This window comes from Salinispora sp. H7-4, from assembly GCF_013416675.1.
Taxonomy (GTDB): domain Bacteria; phylum Actinomycetota; class Actinomycetes; order Mycobacteriales; family Micromonosporaceae; genus Micromonospora; species Micromonospora vitiensis.
The window spans coordinates 82056-96494 of record NZ_JABZED010000050.1; the positions used below are offsets into that span (position 1 = coordinate 82056).

Below are 14439 nucleotides of genomic sequence, written 5' to 3' on the forward strand. Positions count from 1 at the left end.
CCTACCCAGGACGCGGCGTCCGGCTGCGGCGTGGTTGCCGGGCCGGCGCAGCCCGGCCGGCGGCGGCGAGCTCGGCGAGATCGCGGCGCAGCGCAGCGGCGACCGCCCGCGCGGCCAGCCCGCCGAGGAAGAACGCGACGATCCGGCCGCGGGCTCCGGCGGGGATCGCCTCCTGCGTGACCGTGACCACCGTGTTGCGTTCGCCTCGGCACCGGGCCGGGCGCAGCGCCCAGGTGGTCCGATAGTCCGCCCCCAGGCCGGGCGAGGCGAGCACCAGCCGGTGCGGCGGCACGGCCTCCACCACGACAAACTCCTCGATCAGCGCCGCCCCGTCCGGCTGGGAGCGGACCTCCCGCCACGCGGTGCCCGGGCCGAACTCGCCGCGCGTCAGGACCACCTGACCCGGGGCGGCATGGGCGCGCACGGTCAGGTCGGTGAGCAGGCGCCACACGTCGTTCGGCTGCGCCTGGATGGACCGCGTGACCGTCACCCGCGACATACCACCTCCCGTGGCGTCGACGGTACGCGCCGTGACCGCCGCGCGGGGTCCCGCCGCCGGCTGTTGCTGGACAGCTGCCCCGCGCGGCCCCCTCGCCACTCAGCTACCGAGCTCTCCGGCCCGGACCGCTCGGATGAACCTCGCCCAGCCTGGACCCTCCACCGCGAGGGCCGGACCAGATCTGTCCTTCGAGTCACGTACGGCCACCACGCCGAGCGCCTCGACCAGGTTGTCGGCCACCTCCACACAGAGCCCCTGGTCATTGGAGCGGCTGCTGGATCGCCAGACCGCACCTGGGAAATCGTTCATCCTGCACCCTCCTGTCGCCGTGCCGCCAGCCGGCCGCGAGCCCGACCCGGGGAGCAGGCCCGTACCGCGTGGCGACGGATCCGGTCGATCAACGTGACAGGAAGGGAGCCCGATCGGACGACCTGTGCGATCCGCCCGTACCGGTGGAGGTTTCTCGCCCGGTACGGGCGGACGTGGACGCACCGGTGGTATCGCTCCGGCACCGCGGCGCCACCAGGGCGGCGCGGACCGGGACGGAAGGGGTATTCGCTGTCAGCGGGAGGCGACGACGGTGCCGGTGACCTCGCCGAGGCCGACGGTCGTGCCATCCGGGCCGGGCGCGGTGCCGGTGATGATGATGGTGTCGCCGTCGGCCAGGAAGGTACGTTCGCTGCCGCCGACCTGGACCGGCTCCGCCCCACCCCAGGTCAGCTCCAGGAACGAACCGACCTGACCGCGCTCGGCGCCGGAGACGGTGCCGGAGGCGTAAAGGTCGCCGGTGCGCAGCGCGGCTCCGTTGACGGTCAGGTGGGCCAGCTGCTGGGCCGGCGTCCAGTACATGGTGGCGAACGGCGGCTCGCTCACCCGCTCGCCGTTCCACTCCACCGACAGGCGCAGATCCAGCCCGAGGTGGGGCTCGTCGCGCAGGTAGTCAGCGACCGGCGGATCCTGCTCCGGCGCCGGCACGAACGCCGCACCGAGCGCCTCCAGCGGCGTCACCCAGGCCGCGACCGAGGTGGCGAAGGACTTACCGAGGAACGGTCCGAGGGGTTGGTACTCCCAGGCCTGGATGTCCCGGGCGGACCAGTCGTTGACCAGGACCACGCCGAACACGTGGTCGGCGAAGTCACCGACCGGAACACGGCTGCCCAGTCGGCTGGGCACTCCCACCACAAAGCCGACCTCCGCCTCGATGTCGAGGCGAACCGAGGGGCCGGTGACCGGACCCTGCGGGGTAGCCCGCTGGCCACGCGGCCGGACAACCGGGGTGCCGGAGACCACGACGGTGCCGGCCCGACCGTGGTAGCCGATCGGCAGGTGTTTCCAGTTGGGCAGCAGCGGCGGCTGGCCCGGCCGGAAGATCTGACCGACGTTGCTGGCGTGCTGCTCGGAGGAGTAGAAGTCGACGTAGTCCGCCACCTCGAAGGGGAGCAGGAGCTCTACGCTCGACAGTGGCCGGAGCAGCGGCTCGACCGCCGCCCGGTGGGAGCTGTCGGTGAGCAGCTCGACAATCCGCTCCCGCACTGCCGTCCACTGCGGACGCCCGAGCGCCATGAAGTCGTTCAGCCGCGGGCGGCTCAGCGTACCGGCGGCCAGCACCAGACCGGCCTGCTCGGCACCGCCGAGGTCCAGCACACCGGTGCCGACGCGTACGCACACCCGCGGCTCGCGGTCGGCGGTGCGGAACACCCCGTACGGCAGATTGTGCAGCCCGTACGGCGAGCCCTCCAGGCCGGTCACCCAGGTCATGCGTCGGTACCCCCGTTCACCAGCCCCAGCTGGATCAGATCGGTCAGTGGTTCCAGGATGCTGCACGAGCCGTAGCCGACCCAGAGCGGACGCGCCGCGTCCAGCCGCTGCTCGATCGGCGCGAGCAGCGGCCGCGGGTCGGTGGCGCGGAGCAACTCGGTGACCCGCTCCACCTCGGCGCCCCCGGCCGCGACGAGCGCGGCGGCGAGCACGTTCGCGAAGCCGTGGTGGGTGAATCCGGTCTCCCGGTCCAGGTGTCGCACCGCGTGGTGCAGCCCGGCGGTCAGCTTGAACGGCAGCCCTCGCTGCTGACACCCGTGGATCACCGCGGCCAGCTCGGCGGAGGTGGGGAAGAGCTCGGCGGCGAGCCCGCCGGTCCGGAACTTCGCGGCCACCGGCAGCCCGGCGGCGCGGGCCTCGACGAGCCGGTCCAGCGCTCCCATCAAGCCGAGGGTCAGCGGAATCTCGGCGTAGACGGTACGGCCGGCGAGCTGCTCCGCCACCGGGAAGAGCGTGGCCAGGCCCGGCTGCGGGTCCACGCCGCGGGCGGCGACGGCGACCTCGACCTGCTGGATCGTGACGCCGGGGGGCACTGCGGCGAGGGCGGCCGGGAGGTCAGCTGGTCCGGTGTCTCCGATCAGCCCGACCACGAGCTCCTCGCCCGGGTCGACCAGGGCATGTAGCTCCCGGTTGAGCACTGTGGAGGCGGGGACCAGGAGCGGGCCGACGAGTTCGGCGTACCAGGACGAGCGGTGCTGCCGGTGCGCCGGAACGGCCTCGGGCAGCGACGCGCTGCCGGGCGGAAAGACGGCGGCGTCGTCGACGAGGCCGGCGAGGAGTCGGGGCAGCTTCGTTGACACGAGACAACAATCTACGGGACGCTAAAGGAGCGGACAATAGCGTCCGATTTTCGGACACCCTGGATGATCTGCTCGGGGAGGGCGAGATGCCGTTCTACCGCCGCGTCGGCGAGGTGCCGCGCAAGCGCCACACCCAGTTCCGGCAGCCCGACGGCCGCCTCTACGCCGAGGAACTGGTGGGCCAGGAAGGCTTCTCCGACGACTCCTCGCTGCTCTACCACCGGCACGCACCGACCGCGATCGTCGCCGCCGAGGAGTTCACCCCACCGGCGATCACCTGCACGCCGAACCTCCCACTCAAGCCCCGCCACCTGCGCACCCACCAACTCGACGGTGCCGGCGCCGACCCGGTGCTCGGCCGGCGCTACCTGCTCGGCAACGACGACGTCCGGATCGCGTACGTGCTGGCCGACCAGCCCTCCCCGCTGTTCCGCGACGCCACCGGCGACCACTGCCTCTACCTCGAATCCGGCACCCTGCGGGTCGAGTCCCCCTTCGGCCCCCTCGACGCCGTCGCCGGCGACTACGTGATCATTCCGACCTCGACCATCCACCGGCTCGTACCCACCGGCACCGAGCCCGTCCGGCTGCTGGCGGTCGAGGCGACCGGCCACATCGGCCCACCCAAGCGCTACCTGTCCGTGCGCGGCCAGTTCCTGGAACACTCGCCGTACTGCGAACGGGACGTCCGCGGACCGGACACACCGCTCCTCGTTGCCGGCGAGGACGTCGAGGTTCTGGTCCGGCACCGACGCGGCTGGACCCGGCACGTCTACGCCAATCACCCATTCGACGTGGTCGGCTGGGACGGGCACCTCTACCCGTGGGCCTTCTCCATCCACGACTTCGAGCCGATCACCGGCCGGGTCCACCAGCCCCCGCCGGTGCACCAGACGTTCCAGGGGCCGAACTTCGTGATCTGCTCGTTCGTCCCCCGCAAGGTGGACTACCACCCGGACGCGATCCCGGTGCCGTACAACCACCACAACGTCGACTCCGACGAGGTGCTCTTCTACACCGGGGGCAACTACGAGGCGCGGCGCGGCTCCGGGATCGGCCAGGGGTCGATCTCACTACACCCGTCGGGCTTCACCCACGGGCCACAGCCCGGCGCCGCCGAGCGGTCGATCGGCGTTGACTACTTCGACGAGCTCGCCGTCATGGTCGACACCTTCCGCCCGCTGGAGCTCTGCGACGCCGCCGCGGCCTGCGAAGACGACGCGTACGCCTGGACGTGGGCGCGGCGCGGGTAGCCCTCAGCGCACCGAGCGGGCGAGCGCGGTGACGACGGCGAAGGCCGCCACCGCGATCGCCAGGACCAGCGGCCAGACCGTGCCGACGAGGGTGTAGAGCAGTAGCAGCACCGGGGCCGCAGCAGTCGCGTAACCGGCCAGCGCCAGCGGCCGGTCGGAGCGCAGCAGCTCCGGCAGGATCGTGCGGGCCACGCCGGGCAGCTTCGCCGCGTACCGCCACACCATCAGCCCGCCACCGAGGGCGGCCGCCGCCGCGACGGCCCGGGACAGCTCCGGGCTGCCCACCGCGAAGCAGGCGATCACCACCGCGGCGACCATGGACCAACCGGCACCGAACACGACCAGCTGGCGAAGGCCGGCCGAGATCGTCCGCACCGACTTGATCTGGCCAGGGCTGATCGCCGCCGCGGCGGCGAGGTGCTCCAGCGCCTCGCTCCACCGGCGCTGCTCCAGCCGCAGCACCCCGATGTCGTGCCGCGCCTCGGCGAGCTGCGGATCGAGCCGCAGCGCCTCGGTGTACGCCCGCTCGGCCAGGTCGTACAGCTGCAGGTTGGCCGCGACCAACCCGAGCACCAGGTGCCCCGCCGGCTCCTGTGGGGCCAGCTCCACCCCCCGCCACGCCGCGTTCAGCGCCGGCTGACCATTACGGGAACCGGCCAGGATCGCCGCGCCGCTGCGCTGGGCGTACGCGTCCGCCGGACCCAGCGCCAGAATCCGGTCCGCGGTCCGGGCCGCCTCCCCGTGCTCGGCCAGGTCGGCCAGGGCCATCCCCCGAGCGACCAGGGCGGGAACCGAGTCCGGCGCGACCGCCAGCGCGCCGTCGGCGGCGGTGAGCGCGTCGGCGGGCCGCCCCGCCGCGAGCTGCACCCGGGAGAGCGTGGTCAACACCGCCGCGTGGGCGGGATCAAGGGCGAGGGCGAACCCCAACTCGGTGCTGGCCTCGTCGTAGCGGCCGAGCTCGGCGAGGAGCTGGGCGCGCTGCAGGTACCCGTCGGCGGCGGAGCGGTCAGAGGTGGATTCGCTGGACATCGCTGCGAGCCTAGGCGGCCGGGGCTGCGTAAACCAGGGCCACCGCGATGCCGGTCAGGCCCTCGTCCCGGCCGGGGAAGCCGAGCCCGTCGGTGGTGGCGGCGGAGACACTCACCGGGGCACCCACCGCCGCCGAGAGCACCTGCTGCGCCTCGGCCCGACGCGGCCCAATCTTGGGGCGGTTCCCGATCACCTGCACCGACACGTTGCCGATCGTGTAGCCGGCCGCCCGCACCCGGCGAGCGCTCTCGCCGAGCAGGGCCACCCCGGAGGCACCGGACCACTCCGGCTGCCCCACCCCGAAGTTGGCGCCGAGATCGCCCAGGTCGGCGGCGGAGAGCAACGCGTTGCACGCGGCGTGGGCGGCGACATCCGCATCCGAATGCCCGGCCAGGCCGTCCTGCCCGGGCCAGTGCAGGCCGGCGACCCAACAAGGCCGGCCGGACTCGAAAGCGTGCATGTCAACGCCGATGGCAACCCGCGGAACGATCACCATCCGAGGGTACGGGTCAGCGGTCGGTCGCCAGCAGGTGCTCGGCCAACGCCAGGTCGAACGGGCGGGTGACCTTCAGGGCGTACTCGGAGCCGGGTACGCAGACCACCGGCACACCGAGCTTCTCGACCAGGCCGGCATCGTCGGTGAGCGGGTCGGTGGCGGCGGCGTGTGCGGTGGTCAGCACCGCCCGCCGGAACCCCTGCGGCGTCTGCACCGCCCGTAGGGCGGAGCGATCGACCGTGCCGAGAACCTCTTCGCTGACGCCGACCTCCTTGATGGTGTCGACCACCGGGAGCACCGGGATCACCGCATCGTGACCGGAGCGGACCGCCGCGGCGACCGACTCGACCAGCCCGGGCGGGGTGAGCGCTCGGGCCGCGTCGTGCACCAGCACGATCTCCGGGCCGGCGGGGACCGCGGCGAGCGCGGCAGCGACCGAGGCCTGCCGTTGCGCTCCGCCCGGCACCACGGTGACCGGCGCCACCGGGGCCAACAGTTCGCGGACCGCGACGAGCTCCGGCGCCGGAGCGGCCACCACGACGGTGTGCACCGAGGCGGCGGCGGCGAGCCGACGGACCGCGTGCACCAGGAGCGGCTCCCCGTCCAGCAGCCGGAGGGCCTTCGGCCGGCCGGGACCCAGCCGTACGCCGGCACCGGCCGCAGGCACGAGGACCGCGACGTCACCGCGCGGATCAAGCTGCGCGGTCACGTCGCGGTCCTCGGTGATTTACTCATGGCAGATCGGGTACGACGATCAGATGCGGATCAGGCTTCGGTCAGCACCTTGTCGAGCAGCATCTCCGCCTCGTCCTTGGTGCTCTTTTCGGCCAGTGCGACCTCACCGACGAGAATGTCGCGGGCCTTGGCGAGCATGCGCTTCTCGCCTGCGGACAGCCCCCGCTCCCGCTCCCGACGCCACAGGTCGCGGACGACCTCGGCCACCTTCAGCGGATTACCGGAGGCCAACTTCTCAAGATTCGCCTTGTAACGCCGTGACCAGTTGGTCGGCTCCTCGGTGTGCGGAGCCCGGAGAACGTCAAAGACCTTGCCGAGGCCCTCTTCGCCGACCACCTCGCGCACACCCACGATCTCGGCATTCTCCGCGGGAACCCGGACCGTGAGGTCACCCTGCGCGACCCTGAGAACGAGGTACTGCTTCTCCTCGCCCTTAATGACCCGAGTCTCGATTGCCTCGATGAGTGCGGCCCCGTGGTGGGGGTAAACAACGGTCTCGCCGACACTGAAAACCATAGGTTCGAAACCCCTTTCGCTGTGTCTAGGGTAACACGCTCAGACACCGGTGTCTCACCGCTGCCCTGACCGTTGGCGCAGCTCAGGGGCACTGTGAGAGGGATTTCTTCAGCTTGACAGGCGGCCAGACCGAAGTATTGAACACGCTCCGTAACGGCAATATGCCGTTACGACTGAGTGACGGAACCCGGAATCCAAGGCGATGCGCTCGACTCATGGTAGCCCGCGCCCCGGGCACTCGCCCATGCCTGGCGGGAGCGGTCCCGGTACGGCAGGCTGAACAAGAGCCCGCCTCAGGCTCGCCAGGAATCCAGGGGGTTCGATGGGCAGGCCCGCCGCGGACGACGACTCCGGACTGCCGGATCTGCCACCCGAATGGGGCCGGGTGGTCGTACCGGACAACGCCGCAGAGCTCTCGGCCGAGGCCGAACAGCTCCGCCGGGAGCTGAACCGGCCGACCCGGTCCGCTTCGACCGTGCCGGCGCTGCTGACCCTCCTGATCGCCATGGTCACCGTGTTGGCCGGGCTGAACGCGACCATCTGGGCCCCACCACCCCCCACCCCACCAACGTCGACCCCGGCCACACCCGCGGACCTGATCGGGCAGGCCCTGCCCGCATTCGACCTGGTGGACAACGGTAGACCGGTGCCGCTACGGGGCCTGCTGCCCGCCGTGATCCTCCTCACCGACACGTGCGCCTGCCCGGCCGAGGTGGCCAACACCATCGCCGTCGCGCCACCCCGGGTCACCGTGATCATCGTCAACCCCGCCCCCGCCGTACGCGCGTCGCCCCCCGCTCCGGAGACGACCCTGCACGCGCTCGACGACCCGGCGGACGGGCTACGCGCCTTCCTCCGCCTGCCACCCCGGGCCGGCGTGGCCAGCGCACTGCTCGTGGACCGCTCCGGCACGGTACGGAAGGTGCTCCCCGAGCTCCGCTCCACCGCCGACTACGAACCCGAGCTAGCCCGCCTCGCCAGCTGACCGTTCGAGGAGGCCCGCATAGAGGGTCAGGCCCGGGCCGAAGGCCAACATCACCACCCGTCGCGCCGGCACGACCGCTCGGTGCAGTCGGTCCAGCACCAACAGCACCGTCGGCGACGAACAGTTGCCCCGCTCGGCCAACGTCTCCCGGGACGCCGCCAGGGCGGCCGACGGCAGGGCGAGTTCCCGCTCCACCACGTTGAGGATGCGGGGGCCGCCCGGGTGCACCGCCCAGCCGTCCACCTCCGACCGCCGCAGGTCATGTCGGGCGAGCAGGCCGTCCACCAGCGCCCGTACCTGCGTCGAGAGCACCTGCGGCACCTTCGGCGACAGCCCCATCCGGAACCCGGTATCGGTGACGTCCCAGGTCATGTGATCGGCGGTGGAGGTGTCGGTCACCGAGTCGACCGCCCGCACCGCGTACCCGGGGCCACCGGGCACGACCACGGCGGCCACCGCGGCGTCCGAGAAGAGCGCGTGCGAGACGATCTGCTGGGTGTCCACCCGGGCCGTGGCAGGCTGAATGTGCAGGCTGGTCAACTCAGCGCAGAGCAGCAGGGCGGGTTGACCCCGGGCCGTCACGAAGTCGCTCGCCACGCCCAGCCCCGGCAACGCGGCATAGCAGCCCATGTGGCCGACGAAGACCCGCTGCGTGCCCGGCGCCATGCCGAGATCGCGGGCGAGGAGAATGTCCAACCCCGGGGTTGCGTATCCGGTGCAGGAACAGACCACGAAGAGCCCGACGTCACCGGCGGCCAGACCGGCGGCGGTGAGCGCGCGCCCCACCGCCTCCTTGCCCAGCGGCAGCGCCTCCACCTGATAGCGCCGCATCCGCCGCTCGGTCGACCAGTCGGAGACATCCTCCAGCACCGGATTGACCGCGGCCTGCCGACGCTGCACCCCCGAGTTGGCGAAGATCCGTTCGGCCAGCGCCCGGGTGGTTCCGGAGTAGTGCCGGGCGAAGAAGCCCTCCCACAGCTCACCCTGGTCGGCCGACGGCGGATGCGCCGTACCGATTCCCGCGATCACCGGCACGGCCATGATGCCCACCCTTCGTTCTGCTCTCCCGGCACGTTCACCAACGAGGGGCCGACCCGTCGCGGTCCGGGTCACCACCGAGCACGGCCACGCCGAGCCAGTCCGCGCAGACGTCGGAGGTGGCCGGATGCAGCGAACCGCACCGCGCATCCCGGTAGAGCCGCTCCAACGGATGCCCCCGCCGAGTGGCCGCGGTGCCCGCCGCCTCCAGCACCGAGGCCGCCACGTCGGCCGCGGTGGTGCCCGCCAGCAACTTCGCTCGCCAGACCCAACGGTTCGTCTCGGCGTCACCCGGCGCCTCGTCCACCCGCCGGGCCGCCTCCGCCACCACCAGGTCCGCCGCGGCCACCGCCGCGTCGGCGCGACCGAGCCGGGCCCGGACCGCGGGCAGACCGCCGAGCTCACGGGCGTTCAGGTGCTCGGCCGCGGCATCGATCGCGGCCCGCGCGACCCCGACGTACACCGCGGCGTAGCTCGCGACCAGCCAGTGCGGCATCAGCTGCGCCACGACCAGAGCCAGCCCCTCGACCCCGCCGAGCAGCCGGTCTACCGGCACCGTCACCTCCAGGTGCAGGTCATGCGAGGAGGTGGACCGCATGCCCAGCGAGTCCCAGGTCTCCTCGACGGCCAGCCCGTCCCCGGCCGGCACGAGAAACTGGGAGACCACCGACGGATTAGCCGCGCTACGGGCGGCCACCAGATAACCGTCGGCGTGGCCGGCACCAGAGCAGAAGGTCTTGCTCCCCTTGATCCGCCAGCCGCCGGCCACCGGCTCGTACACCGTACTGAGCTGCGAGAGCCGGGCCCCCGCCCCGCGTTCGCTCATCGCCACCGCGTACCAGGAGCCATCCGCCGCCGCCCGCAGCAGCCGGTCCCGCGCCGCCAACGCCCCGTCTGGCAGGCCCAGCGTCTCGGCCAGCTCCTCGGTCACCGCGCACAGCGCCCCGGTGACCGAGGCGTGCATGTTGAACACCAGCGCGGTCGCGCCGTTTCCCCGGGCCAACTCGGTCGCGACCGCCGCGTACTCCCCGAAGGTGGCGCCGAGGCCGCCAAGCTCCCGCGGCACCATCAGGCCGAACAGGCCCGCCTCCCGGAGATCCCGGAAATCGTCGACCGGGAAGGTGCCGTCCCGGTCGTGGTCGGCCGCCCGGGCGGCGAATCGCGGCGCCAACCGGCGGGCCACCTGCACAGCCTGCGTCATGCGACCGTTCCCTCCTCAGATCCATCCGTCCGCGTCTGATCGCCCTCGCGCCGGCCCCAGCCCTGGTAGAGCACCGCCGTTGACCAGGTCGGCACGATGCGCGGGGGCACCCCGCCCACGCCCCTTGCCCGCCGGGCCAGCCAGCCGAGCACCCGGATCAGCTGCGGTCGAATCCCGCGCAGCCGCAGGTTAACCCCGTACCGGGCACATTCGGCGGCCAGCGCGCGGGCGTCCACGAACAACCGTGGGTCGTGGATCCCCCGCGGGACCGCGGGCAGCCGCTCACCGATGTGGACGGCGAGCAGGCGGCTCAGTGCGGTGTCGTTGAGCGTGTCGAGGACGAGCAGCCCGCCCGGGCGAAGTAGCCGGCAGGCCTCGGCCACCACCGTTCGCCAGTCGGGAACGTGCTCCAGCAGCTCGCCCGCGGCCACCACGTCGGCGCAGCCGGAGGCGAGCGGCACGGCGGTCGCATCGGCGTTGAGCACCGCCACCCCGTGCCCGGCGGCCTGGCGCAGCGCCGAACCGGTGAGGTCGACCCCCACGTGTCGATAGCCCTTGCCGGCGAGGTGCGGGGCGAGCAGCCCGGCACCACAGCCGAGGTCAACCAGGACGGCGCCGGGACGCGACGCCGCCGGCACCAGCGCCGCCCGGGACGCGGCCAGCCAGTGCAACATGGCGAAGGCGCCGTCCGGCCGCCACCACTCCCCGGCCAGGTCGTCGTACTGGCGCGGATCATTGCGCGGCAGGGTGCGGCCAGCCTCTGGCATGGACCGAGCGTGGCACGACTGCCCGGTAACGACCAGACTTCCCTCATGACCTCCTCAGTGCTACGGCGTGTCGCGCGGGTGCTGACCCGACCGGACCGAGCCGGGCGCACCGCCGGTGGCTCGGGAGCGACCCGCACCCGGTCGGTGGTGGCGCTGCTCCGGGCGAGCCATCCCGAGCCAGCAGCCGCGGTCACCGCGGTGGCCGGCCTGCTCGCCTGGGGTGTCGGGCACCGGCTGGCGGGGGTGGTCGTCGTGGTGCTCACCGTGGGCGCCAGCCAACTCGCCGTCGGGTGGACCAACGACGCACTCGACGCGAGGCGGGACACCGTGGTCGGGCGGCCCGACAAGCCGGTCGCCGCCGGGCTGGTCAGCCGACGCACGACCGTTCTGGCCGCCGCCGCGGCCACGCTCGCCACCCCGGTGTTCGCGCTGACAACGAACCGGGCCGCCGCGGCGGTAGCCACCGCCGGGCTGATCTCCGCGCTGCTCTACAACTGGCCGCTGAAGTCCTCGCCGCTGTCGGTCCTGCCCTACGCGGCCTCCTTCGGGTCGTTGCCGGCCTTCGTCGTGCTGGCTCTGCCTGGTGCGGGAACCCCACCGGTCTGGCTGGTCATCGCCGCGGCCCTGCTCGGCGCCGGCGCGCACTTCGCGAACGTGCTACCCGACCTCGACGACGACGCCCGCACCGGCGTCCGCGGGCTGCCCCACCGGCTCGGCGCGGGCGGCAGCCGGACCGCCGCCATCGGGCTCCTGCTCGCCGCGACCGCCACCCTGGTCTTCGGGCCGCCCGGACCACCGTCGCCGGTCGGGCTCGCCACGGTGGCCGCCGCCGTCCTGACACCACCGCTACTCTGGTACGGCGAGCGCGTCACCAACCGCGCCACGACCCGGTCGGTGGCCGCATTCCGGGCGGTTTTAGTAATCGCCCTCATCGATGTAATTCTGCTTTTGACCAGCGGGCCACTGGTTTGAGCACCCTCACAGCGGTGGCATACCCGGGTCGGCGTGCGGAACTGGATCAGTCCCAACTACCCTGGAGCGCGGTCTGCACGGGCATGGCCACCGTGTCCGGCGTACGACCGGGCCCGATCATGACGAGGAGGACCGACGTGACGCGCTCGATCAGAGGTTCCCGCCGGTCGGCCCTGCTACTGGCCGGATTGGCGACGAGCGGACTACTGCTCTCTGGATGCAGCGCCGGCCAGGTTGCCGAGACCGCCGAAACCGTACCGTCGATTCAGGGTGTCAACGTCGCGAGCAAGAGCGGCGACTTCGCTGTTCGTAGCCTGCTGATCGCCTACCCGGGGGTGGACGGCTACCAGGCCGGCGACAACGCGAACCTGAACGTGGTCCTCTACAACGACTCGCCGAACCAGGTCACGGTGACCGTCACCACCGAGGGTGCCCAGGAGGTCGTCCGCAGCGACCCCGACGCCCCGCTCGGGGAAAGCCCGGCAACGACGGACACCGAGACTGCGCCCCCTGCTGGCATGCCGGCCCAGATCGTGGTGCCGCCGCTGAGTTTTGCCCAGCTCAACTCGGAGGCGCCAGCGGTGCTGCGGCTGATCGGGCTGAACCAGCCGCTGCGGGTCGGCGAGAGCGTCTTCGTGACCTTCGACTTCGGTGGCACCCCGATCCGGGCTGCGGCGCCGGTCGCCGTACCGCTCACCCCGGCCGCTCCCCCGGAGCCGATCATCGAGCGCCACACCGGCTTCGAGGAGCTGGAGGACGGGCACGGCGGTCCGGGTGGCGCCGGGCACTGATCGTCGACGCGACGGTTACCGTCCTGGGGTGACCACCTCTCGATCCGGCCGCGCCGGCCCGACCGGCGCCCGCGCCGCCCGCGCACCCCGCCCCGCCTACGAGTGCGACGCCTGCGGCCACCAACCACCGAAGTGGGTGGGCCGCTGCCCGGAGTGCGGCGAGTGGGGTTCGGTCGTCGAGTGCACGCTGACCGGCCCCACCGTCTCCGGCCGGGTGGTCAGTTCCCGACTGCCGGCCGAGCCGGCGCGGCCGATCGCCACCATCAGCGCCGCGCCCGCGCGCGCCCGCCCGACCGGGGTCAGCGAACTCGACCGGGTGCTCGGCGGCGGCCTGGTTCCGGGCGCGGTGGTGTTGCTCGCCGGCGAGCCGGGGGTCGGCAAGTCGACCCTGCTCCTGGACGTGGCACAGCAGTGGGCCGCCGGCGGCGCCAACCCATCGCTCGTGGTCAGTGGCGAGGAGTCGGTCAGCCAGGTCCGGTTGCGCGCCGAACGGATGGGTACCCTGCACGAGCAGCTCTATCTGGCGGCCGAGAGCGACCTCGCCGCGGTGCTCGGGCACCTGGACGCGGTCAAGCCGGGGCTGCTGGTGCTGGACTCGGTGCAGACGATCTCGACCACCGGCACCGAAGGGGTGCCCGGCGGGGTGACCCAGGTCCGCGCGGTCACCGCGGCCCTGGTGGCGGTCGCCAAGGAGCGGGGCATCGCGACTCTGCTGGTGGGGCACGTCACCAAGGACGGCCAGGTGGCCGGTCCACGGGTGCTGGAGCACCTGGTTGACGTGGTACTGCACTTCGAAGGGGACAAGCACTCGTCCCTGCGGTTGGTACGGGGGGTGAAGAACCGGTTCGGTGCGGCCGACGAGGTCGGCTGCTTCGAGATGCACGAGGGCGGGATCAGCAGCCTGGCCGACCCGTCCGGGCTCTTTCTCACCCGCTACTCGGAGCCCGTTCCCGGCACCTGTGTCACGGTGGCGATGGAGGGGCGACGTGCTCTGGTCACCGAGGTGCAGGCGCTGATCGGGGCGACGGTGGCCGGGTCGCCCCGACGAACGGTCTCCGGGCTCGACTCGGCCCGACTCGCGATGGTCCTGGCGGTGCTCCAACGGCGCACCGAGCGGCTGACCCTGCACGATCGGGAGGTCTTCGCGGCCACTGTTGGCGGCATCCGGGTCGTCGAGCCCGCCGCCGACCTGGCGGTCGCCCTGGCGGTCGCCTCCGGCGGGCTCAACCTCGCGATCACCCCGCACCTGGTGGCGATCGGGGAAGTCGGGCTCACCGGTGAGGTACGCCGGGTGGGGGCGGTGCCGCGCCGGCTGGCCGAGGCGGCCCGGCTCGGCTTCCGGCGCGCACTCGTACCACCGGGCTGCGGTCCGGAGAGCACCGGCGTCCGCGCCGAACAGCTACAAGTGGTCGAGGTCAGCGATGTCCGGGCCGCGCTCCAAGCCGTCGCGCGGGCATCTGCCGAATAACCTTCAGCCCATTTAATACGGAAAGCTTCCCAATAAACGGCTATTAAGCGGTTGGATCGGTTAATTCAGGC

General features: G+C 72.5%; 16 protein-coding genes. 5 read left to right on the top strand and 11 right to left on the bottom strand.

Annotation, left to right across the window (positions count from 1 at the left end; genetic code table 11):
* Window position 1: 1 nt before the first annotated feature.
* The 4 genes from H0524_RS19385 to H0524_RS19400 all read right to left on the bottom strand — a co-directional run bounded on the left by H0524_RS19385 (window position 2) and on the right by H0524_RS19400 (window position 3117).
* The gene (locus tag H0524_RS19385) at window positions 2-499 is read right to left on the bottom strand and encodes an SRPBCC domain-containing protein (protein WP_180199920.1); all 498 of its coding nucleotides are present in this window, start codon (window positions 497-499) and stop codon (window positions 2-4) included.
* Between the two features lie 99 nt (window positions 500-598).
* On the bottom strand, window positions 599-808 hold the full coding sequence (locus H0524_RS19390) for a DUF397 domain-containing protein (RefSeq protein WP_018726619.1): 210 nt from the start codon (window positions 806-808) through the stop codon (window positions 599-601).
* A gap of 252 nt (window positions 809-1060) precedes the next feature.
* Complete coding sequence (gene fahA / locus H0524_RS19395) at window positions 1061-2257, bottom strand: fumarylacetoacetase (RefSeq protein WP_180199921.1); 1197 nt, start codon at window positions 2255-2257, stop codon at window positions 1061-1063.
* The gene (locus H0524_RS19400; RefSeq protein WP_180199922.1) at window positions 2254-3117 is read right to left on the bottom strand and encodes a hypothetical protein; all 864 of its coding nucleotides are present in this window, start codon (window positions 3115-3117) and stop codon (window positions 2254-2256) included. Before H0524_RS19400 ends, fahA begins: the two co-directional genes overlap by 4 nt.
* Window positions 3118-3203: 86 nt before the next feature.
* On the opposite strand from H0524_RS19400, the gene H0524_RS19405 reads away from it, so the two are divergent.
* Window positions 3204-4370, top strand: a complete 1167-nt coding sequence (locus H0524_RS19405; RefSeq protein WP_180199923.1) for a homogentisate 1,2-dioxygenase — start codon at window positions 3204-3206, stop codon at window positions 4368-4370.
* 3 nt (window positions 4371-4373) lie between these two features.
* Here the strand turns inward: H0524_RS19405 and H0524_RS19410 are convergent, their stop codons facing one another.
* The 4 genes from H0524_RS19410 to H0524_RS19425 are packed head-to-tail and all read right to left on the bottom strand — an operon-like array spanning window position 4374 to window position 7146.
* Window positions 4374-5399: a tetratricopeptide repeat protein gene (locus tag H0524_RS19410; protein WP_180199924.1), complete on the bottom strand. Its 1026-nt coding sequence runs from the start codon at window positions 5397-5399 to the stop codon at window positions 4374-4376.
* A 10-nt stretch (window positions 5400-5409) separates the two neighbouring features.
* A complete protein-coding gene (ispF, locus tag H0524_RS19415) occupies window positions 5410-5895 on the bottom strand; it encodes a 2-C-methyl-D-erythritol 2,4-cyclodiphosphate synthase (protein WP_018217440.1) in 486 nt (161 codons plus the stop codon).
* A gap of 13 nt (window positions 5896-5908) precedes the next feature.
* Window positions 5909-6604: a 2-C-methyl-D-erythritol 4-phosphate cytidylyltransferase gene (gene ispD / locus H0524_RS19420; protein WP_180199925.1), complete on the bottom strand. Its 696-nt coding sequence runs from the start codon at window positions 6602-6604 to the stop codon at window positions 5909-5911.
* Window positions 6605-6660: 56 nt separating this feature from the next.
* Window positions 6661-7146 (bottom strand): CarD family transcriptional regulator, encoded by a 486-nt coding sequence (locus tag H0524_RS19425; protein ID WP_180199926.1) that lies wholly within the window; start codon window positions 7144-7146, stop codon window positions 6661-6663.
* Between the two features lie 322 nt (window positions 7147-7468).
* On the opposite strand from H0524_RS19425, the gene H0524_RS19430 reads away from it, so the two are divergent.
* Entirely contained in the window at window positions 7469-8131 is a 663-nt protein-coding gene (locus H0524_RS19430) for a hypothetical protein (RefSeq protein ID WP_180199927.1), read from the top strand.
* On the opposite strand, the gene H0524_RS19435 is transcribed toward H0524_RS19430, so the two are convergent.
* Genes H0524_RS19435 through H0524_RS19445 form a run of 3 tightly spaced genes read right to left on the bottom strand, consistent with a single transcriptional unit; the run spans window position 8111 to window position 11137 of the window.
* Window positions 8111-9172 (bottom strand): type III polyketide synthase, encoded by a 1062-nt coding sequence (locus H0524_RS19435; RefSeq protein ID WP_180199928.1) that lies wholly within the window; start codon window positions 9170-9172, stop codon window positions 8111-8113. The genes H0524_RS19430 and H0524_RS19435 overlap by 21 nt on opposite strands.
* A gap of 34 nt (window positions 9173-9206) precedes the next feature.
* On the bottom strand, window positions 9207-10370 hold the full coding sequence (locus H0524_RS19440) for an acyl-CoA dehydrogenase family protein (RefSeq protein ID WP_180199929.1): 1164 nt from the start codon (window positions 10368-10370) through the stop codon (window positions 9207-9209).
* Complete coding sequence (locus H0524_RS19445; RefSeq protein ID WP_180199930.1) at window positions 10367-11137, bottom strand: methyltransferase domain-containing protein; 771 nt, start codon at window positions 11135-11137, stop codon at window positions 10367-10369. Before H0524_RS19445 ends, H0524_RS19440 begins: the two co-directional genes overlap by 4 nt.
* A 45-nt stretch (window positions 11138-11182) precedes the next feature.
* On the opposite strand from H0524_RS19445, the gene H0524_RS19450 reads away from it, so the two are divergent.
* From H0524_RS19450 to radA, 3 genes are all read left to right on the top strand, one after another.
* Window positions 11183-12109, top strand: a complete 927-nt coding sequence (locus tag H0524_RS19450) for a UbiA family prenyltransferase (RefSeq protein ID WP_180199931.1) — start codon at window positions 11183-11185, stop codon at window positions 12107-12109.
* Window positions 12110-12246: 137 nt separating this feature from the next.
* On the top strand, window positions 12247-12900 hold the full coding sequence (locus H0524_RS19455) for a hypothetical protein (RefSeq protein ID WP_180199932.1): 654 nt from the start codon (window positions 12247-12249) through the stop codon (window positions 12898-12900).
* 28 nt (window positions 12901-12928) lie between these two features.
* Window positions 12929-14368, top strand: coding sequence for a DNA repair protein RadA (gene radA / locus H0524_RS19460; protein WP_180199933.1), 1440 nt, complete (start codon window positions 12929-12931; stop codon window positions 14366-14368).
* Window positions 14369-14439: the final 71 nt, after the last annotated feature.

Bases quoted from the DNA above. Each gene is read 5' to 3' on its own strand.
- H0524_RS19410 (WP_180199924.1), bottom strand. From the start codon at position 5,399: ATGTCCAGCGAATCCACCTCTGACCGCTCCGCCGCCGACGGGTACCTG.
- H0524_RS19435 (WP_180199928.1), bottom strand. From the start codon at position 9,172: ATGGCCGTGCCGGTGATCGCGGGAATCGGTACGGCGCATCCGCCGTCG.
- H0524_RS19390 (WP_018726619.1), bottom strand. From the start codon at position 808: ATGAACGATTTCCCAGGTGCGGTCTGGCGATCCAGCAGCCGCTCCAAT.
- H0524_RS19450 (WP_180199931.1), top strand. From the start codon at position 11,183: ATGACCTCCTCAGTGCTACGGCGTGTCGCGCGGGTGCTGACCCGACCG.
- H0524_RS19385 (WP_180199920.1), bottom strand. From the start codon at position 499: ATGTCGCGGGTGACGGTCACGCGGTCCATCCAGGCGCAGCCGAACGAC.
- H0524_RS19440 (WP_180199929.1), bottom strand. From the start codon at position 10,370: ATGACGCAGGCTGTGCAGGTGGCCCGCCGGTTGGCGCCGCGATTCGCC.
- H0524_RS19425 (WP_180199926.1), bottom strand. From the start codon at position 7,146: ATGGTTTTCAGTGTCGGCGAGACCGTTGTTTACCCCCACCACGGGGCC.
- H0524_RS19405 (WP_180199923.1), top strand. From the start codon at position 3,204: ATGCCGTTCTACCGCCGCGTCGGCGAGGTGCCGCGCAAGCGCCACACC.
- fahA (WP_180199921.1), bottom strand. From the start codon at position 2,257: ATGACCTGGGTGACCGGCCTGGAGGGCTCGCCGTACGGGCTGCACAAT.
- ispF (WP_018217440.1), bottom strand. From the start codon at position 5,895: ATGGTGATCGTTCCGCGGGTTGCCATCGGCGTTGACATGCACGCTTTC.
- H0524_RS19430 (WP_180199927.1), top strand. From the start codon at position 7,469: ATGGGCAGGCCCGCCGCGGACGACGACTCCGGACTGCCGGATCTGCCA.
- H0524_RS19445 (WP_180199930.1), bottom strand. From the start codon at position 11,137: ATGCCAGAGGCTGGCCGCACCCTGCCGCGCAATGATCCGCGCCAGTAC.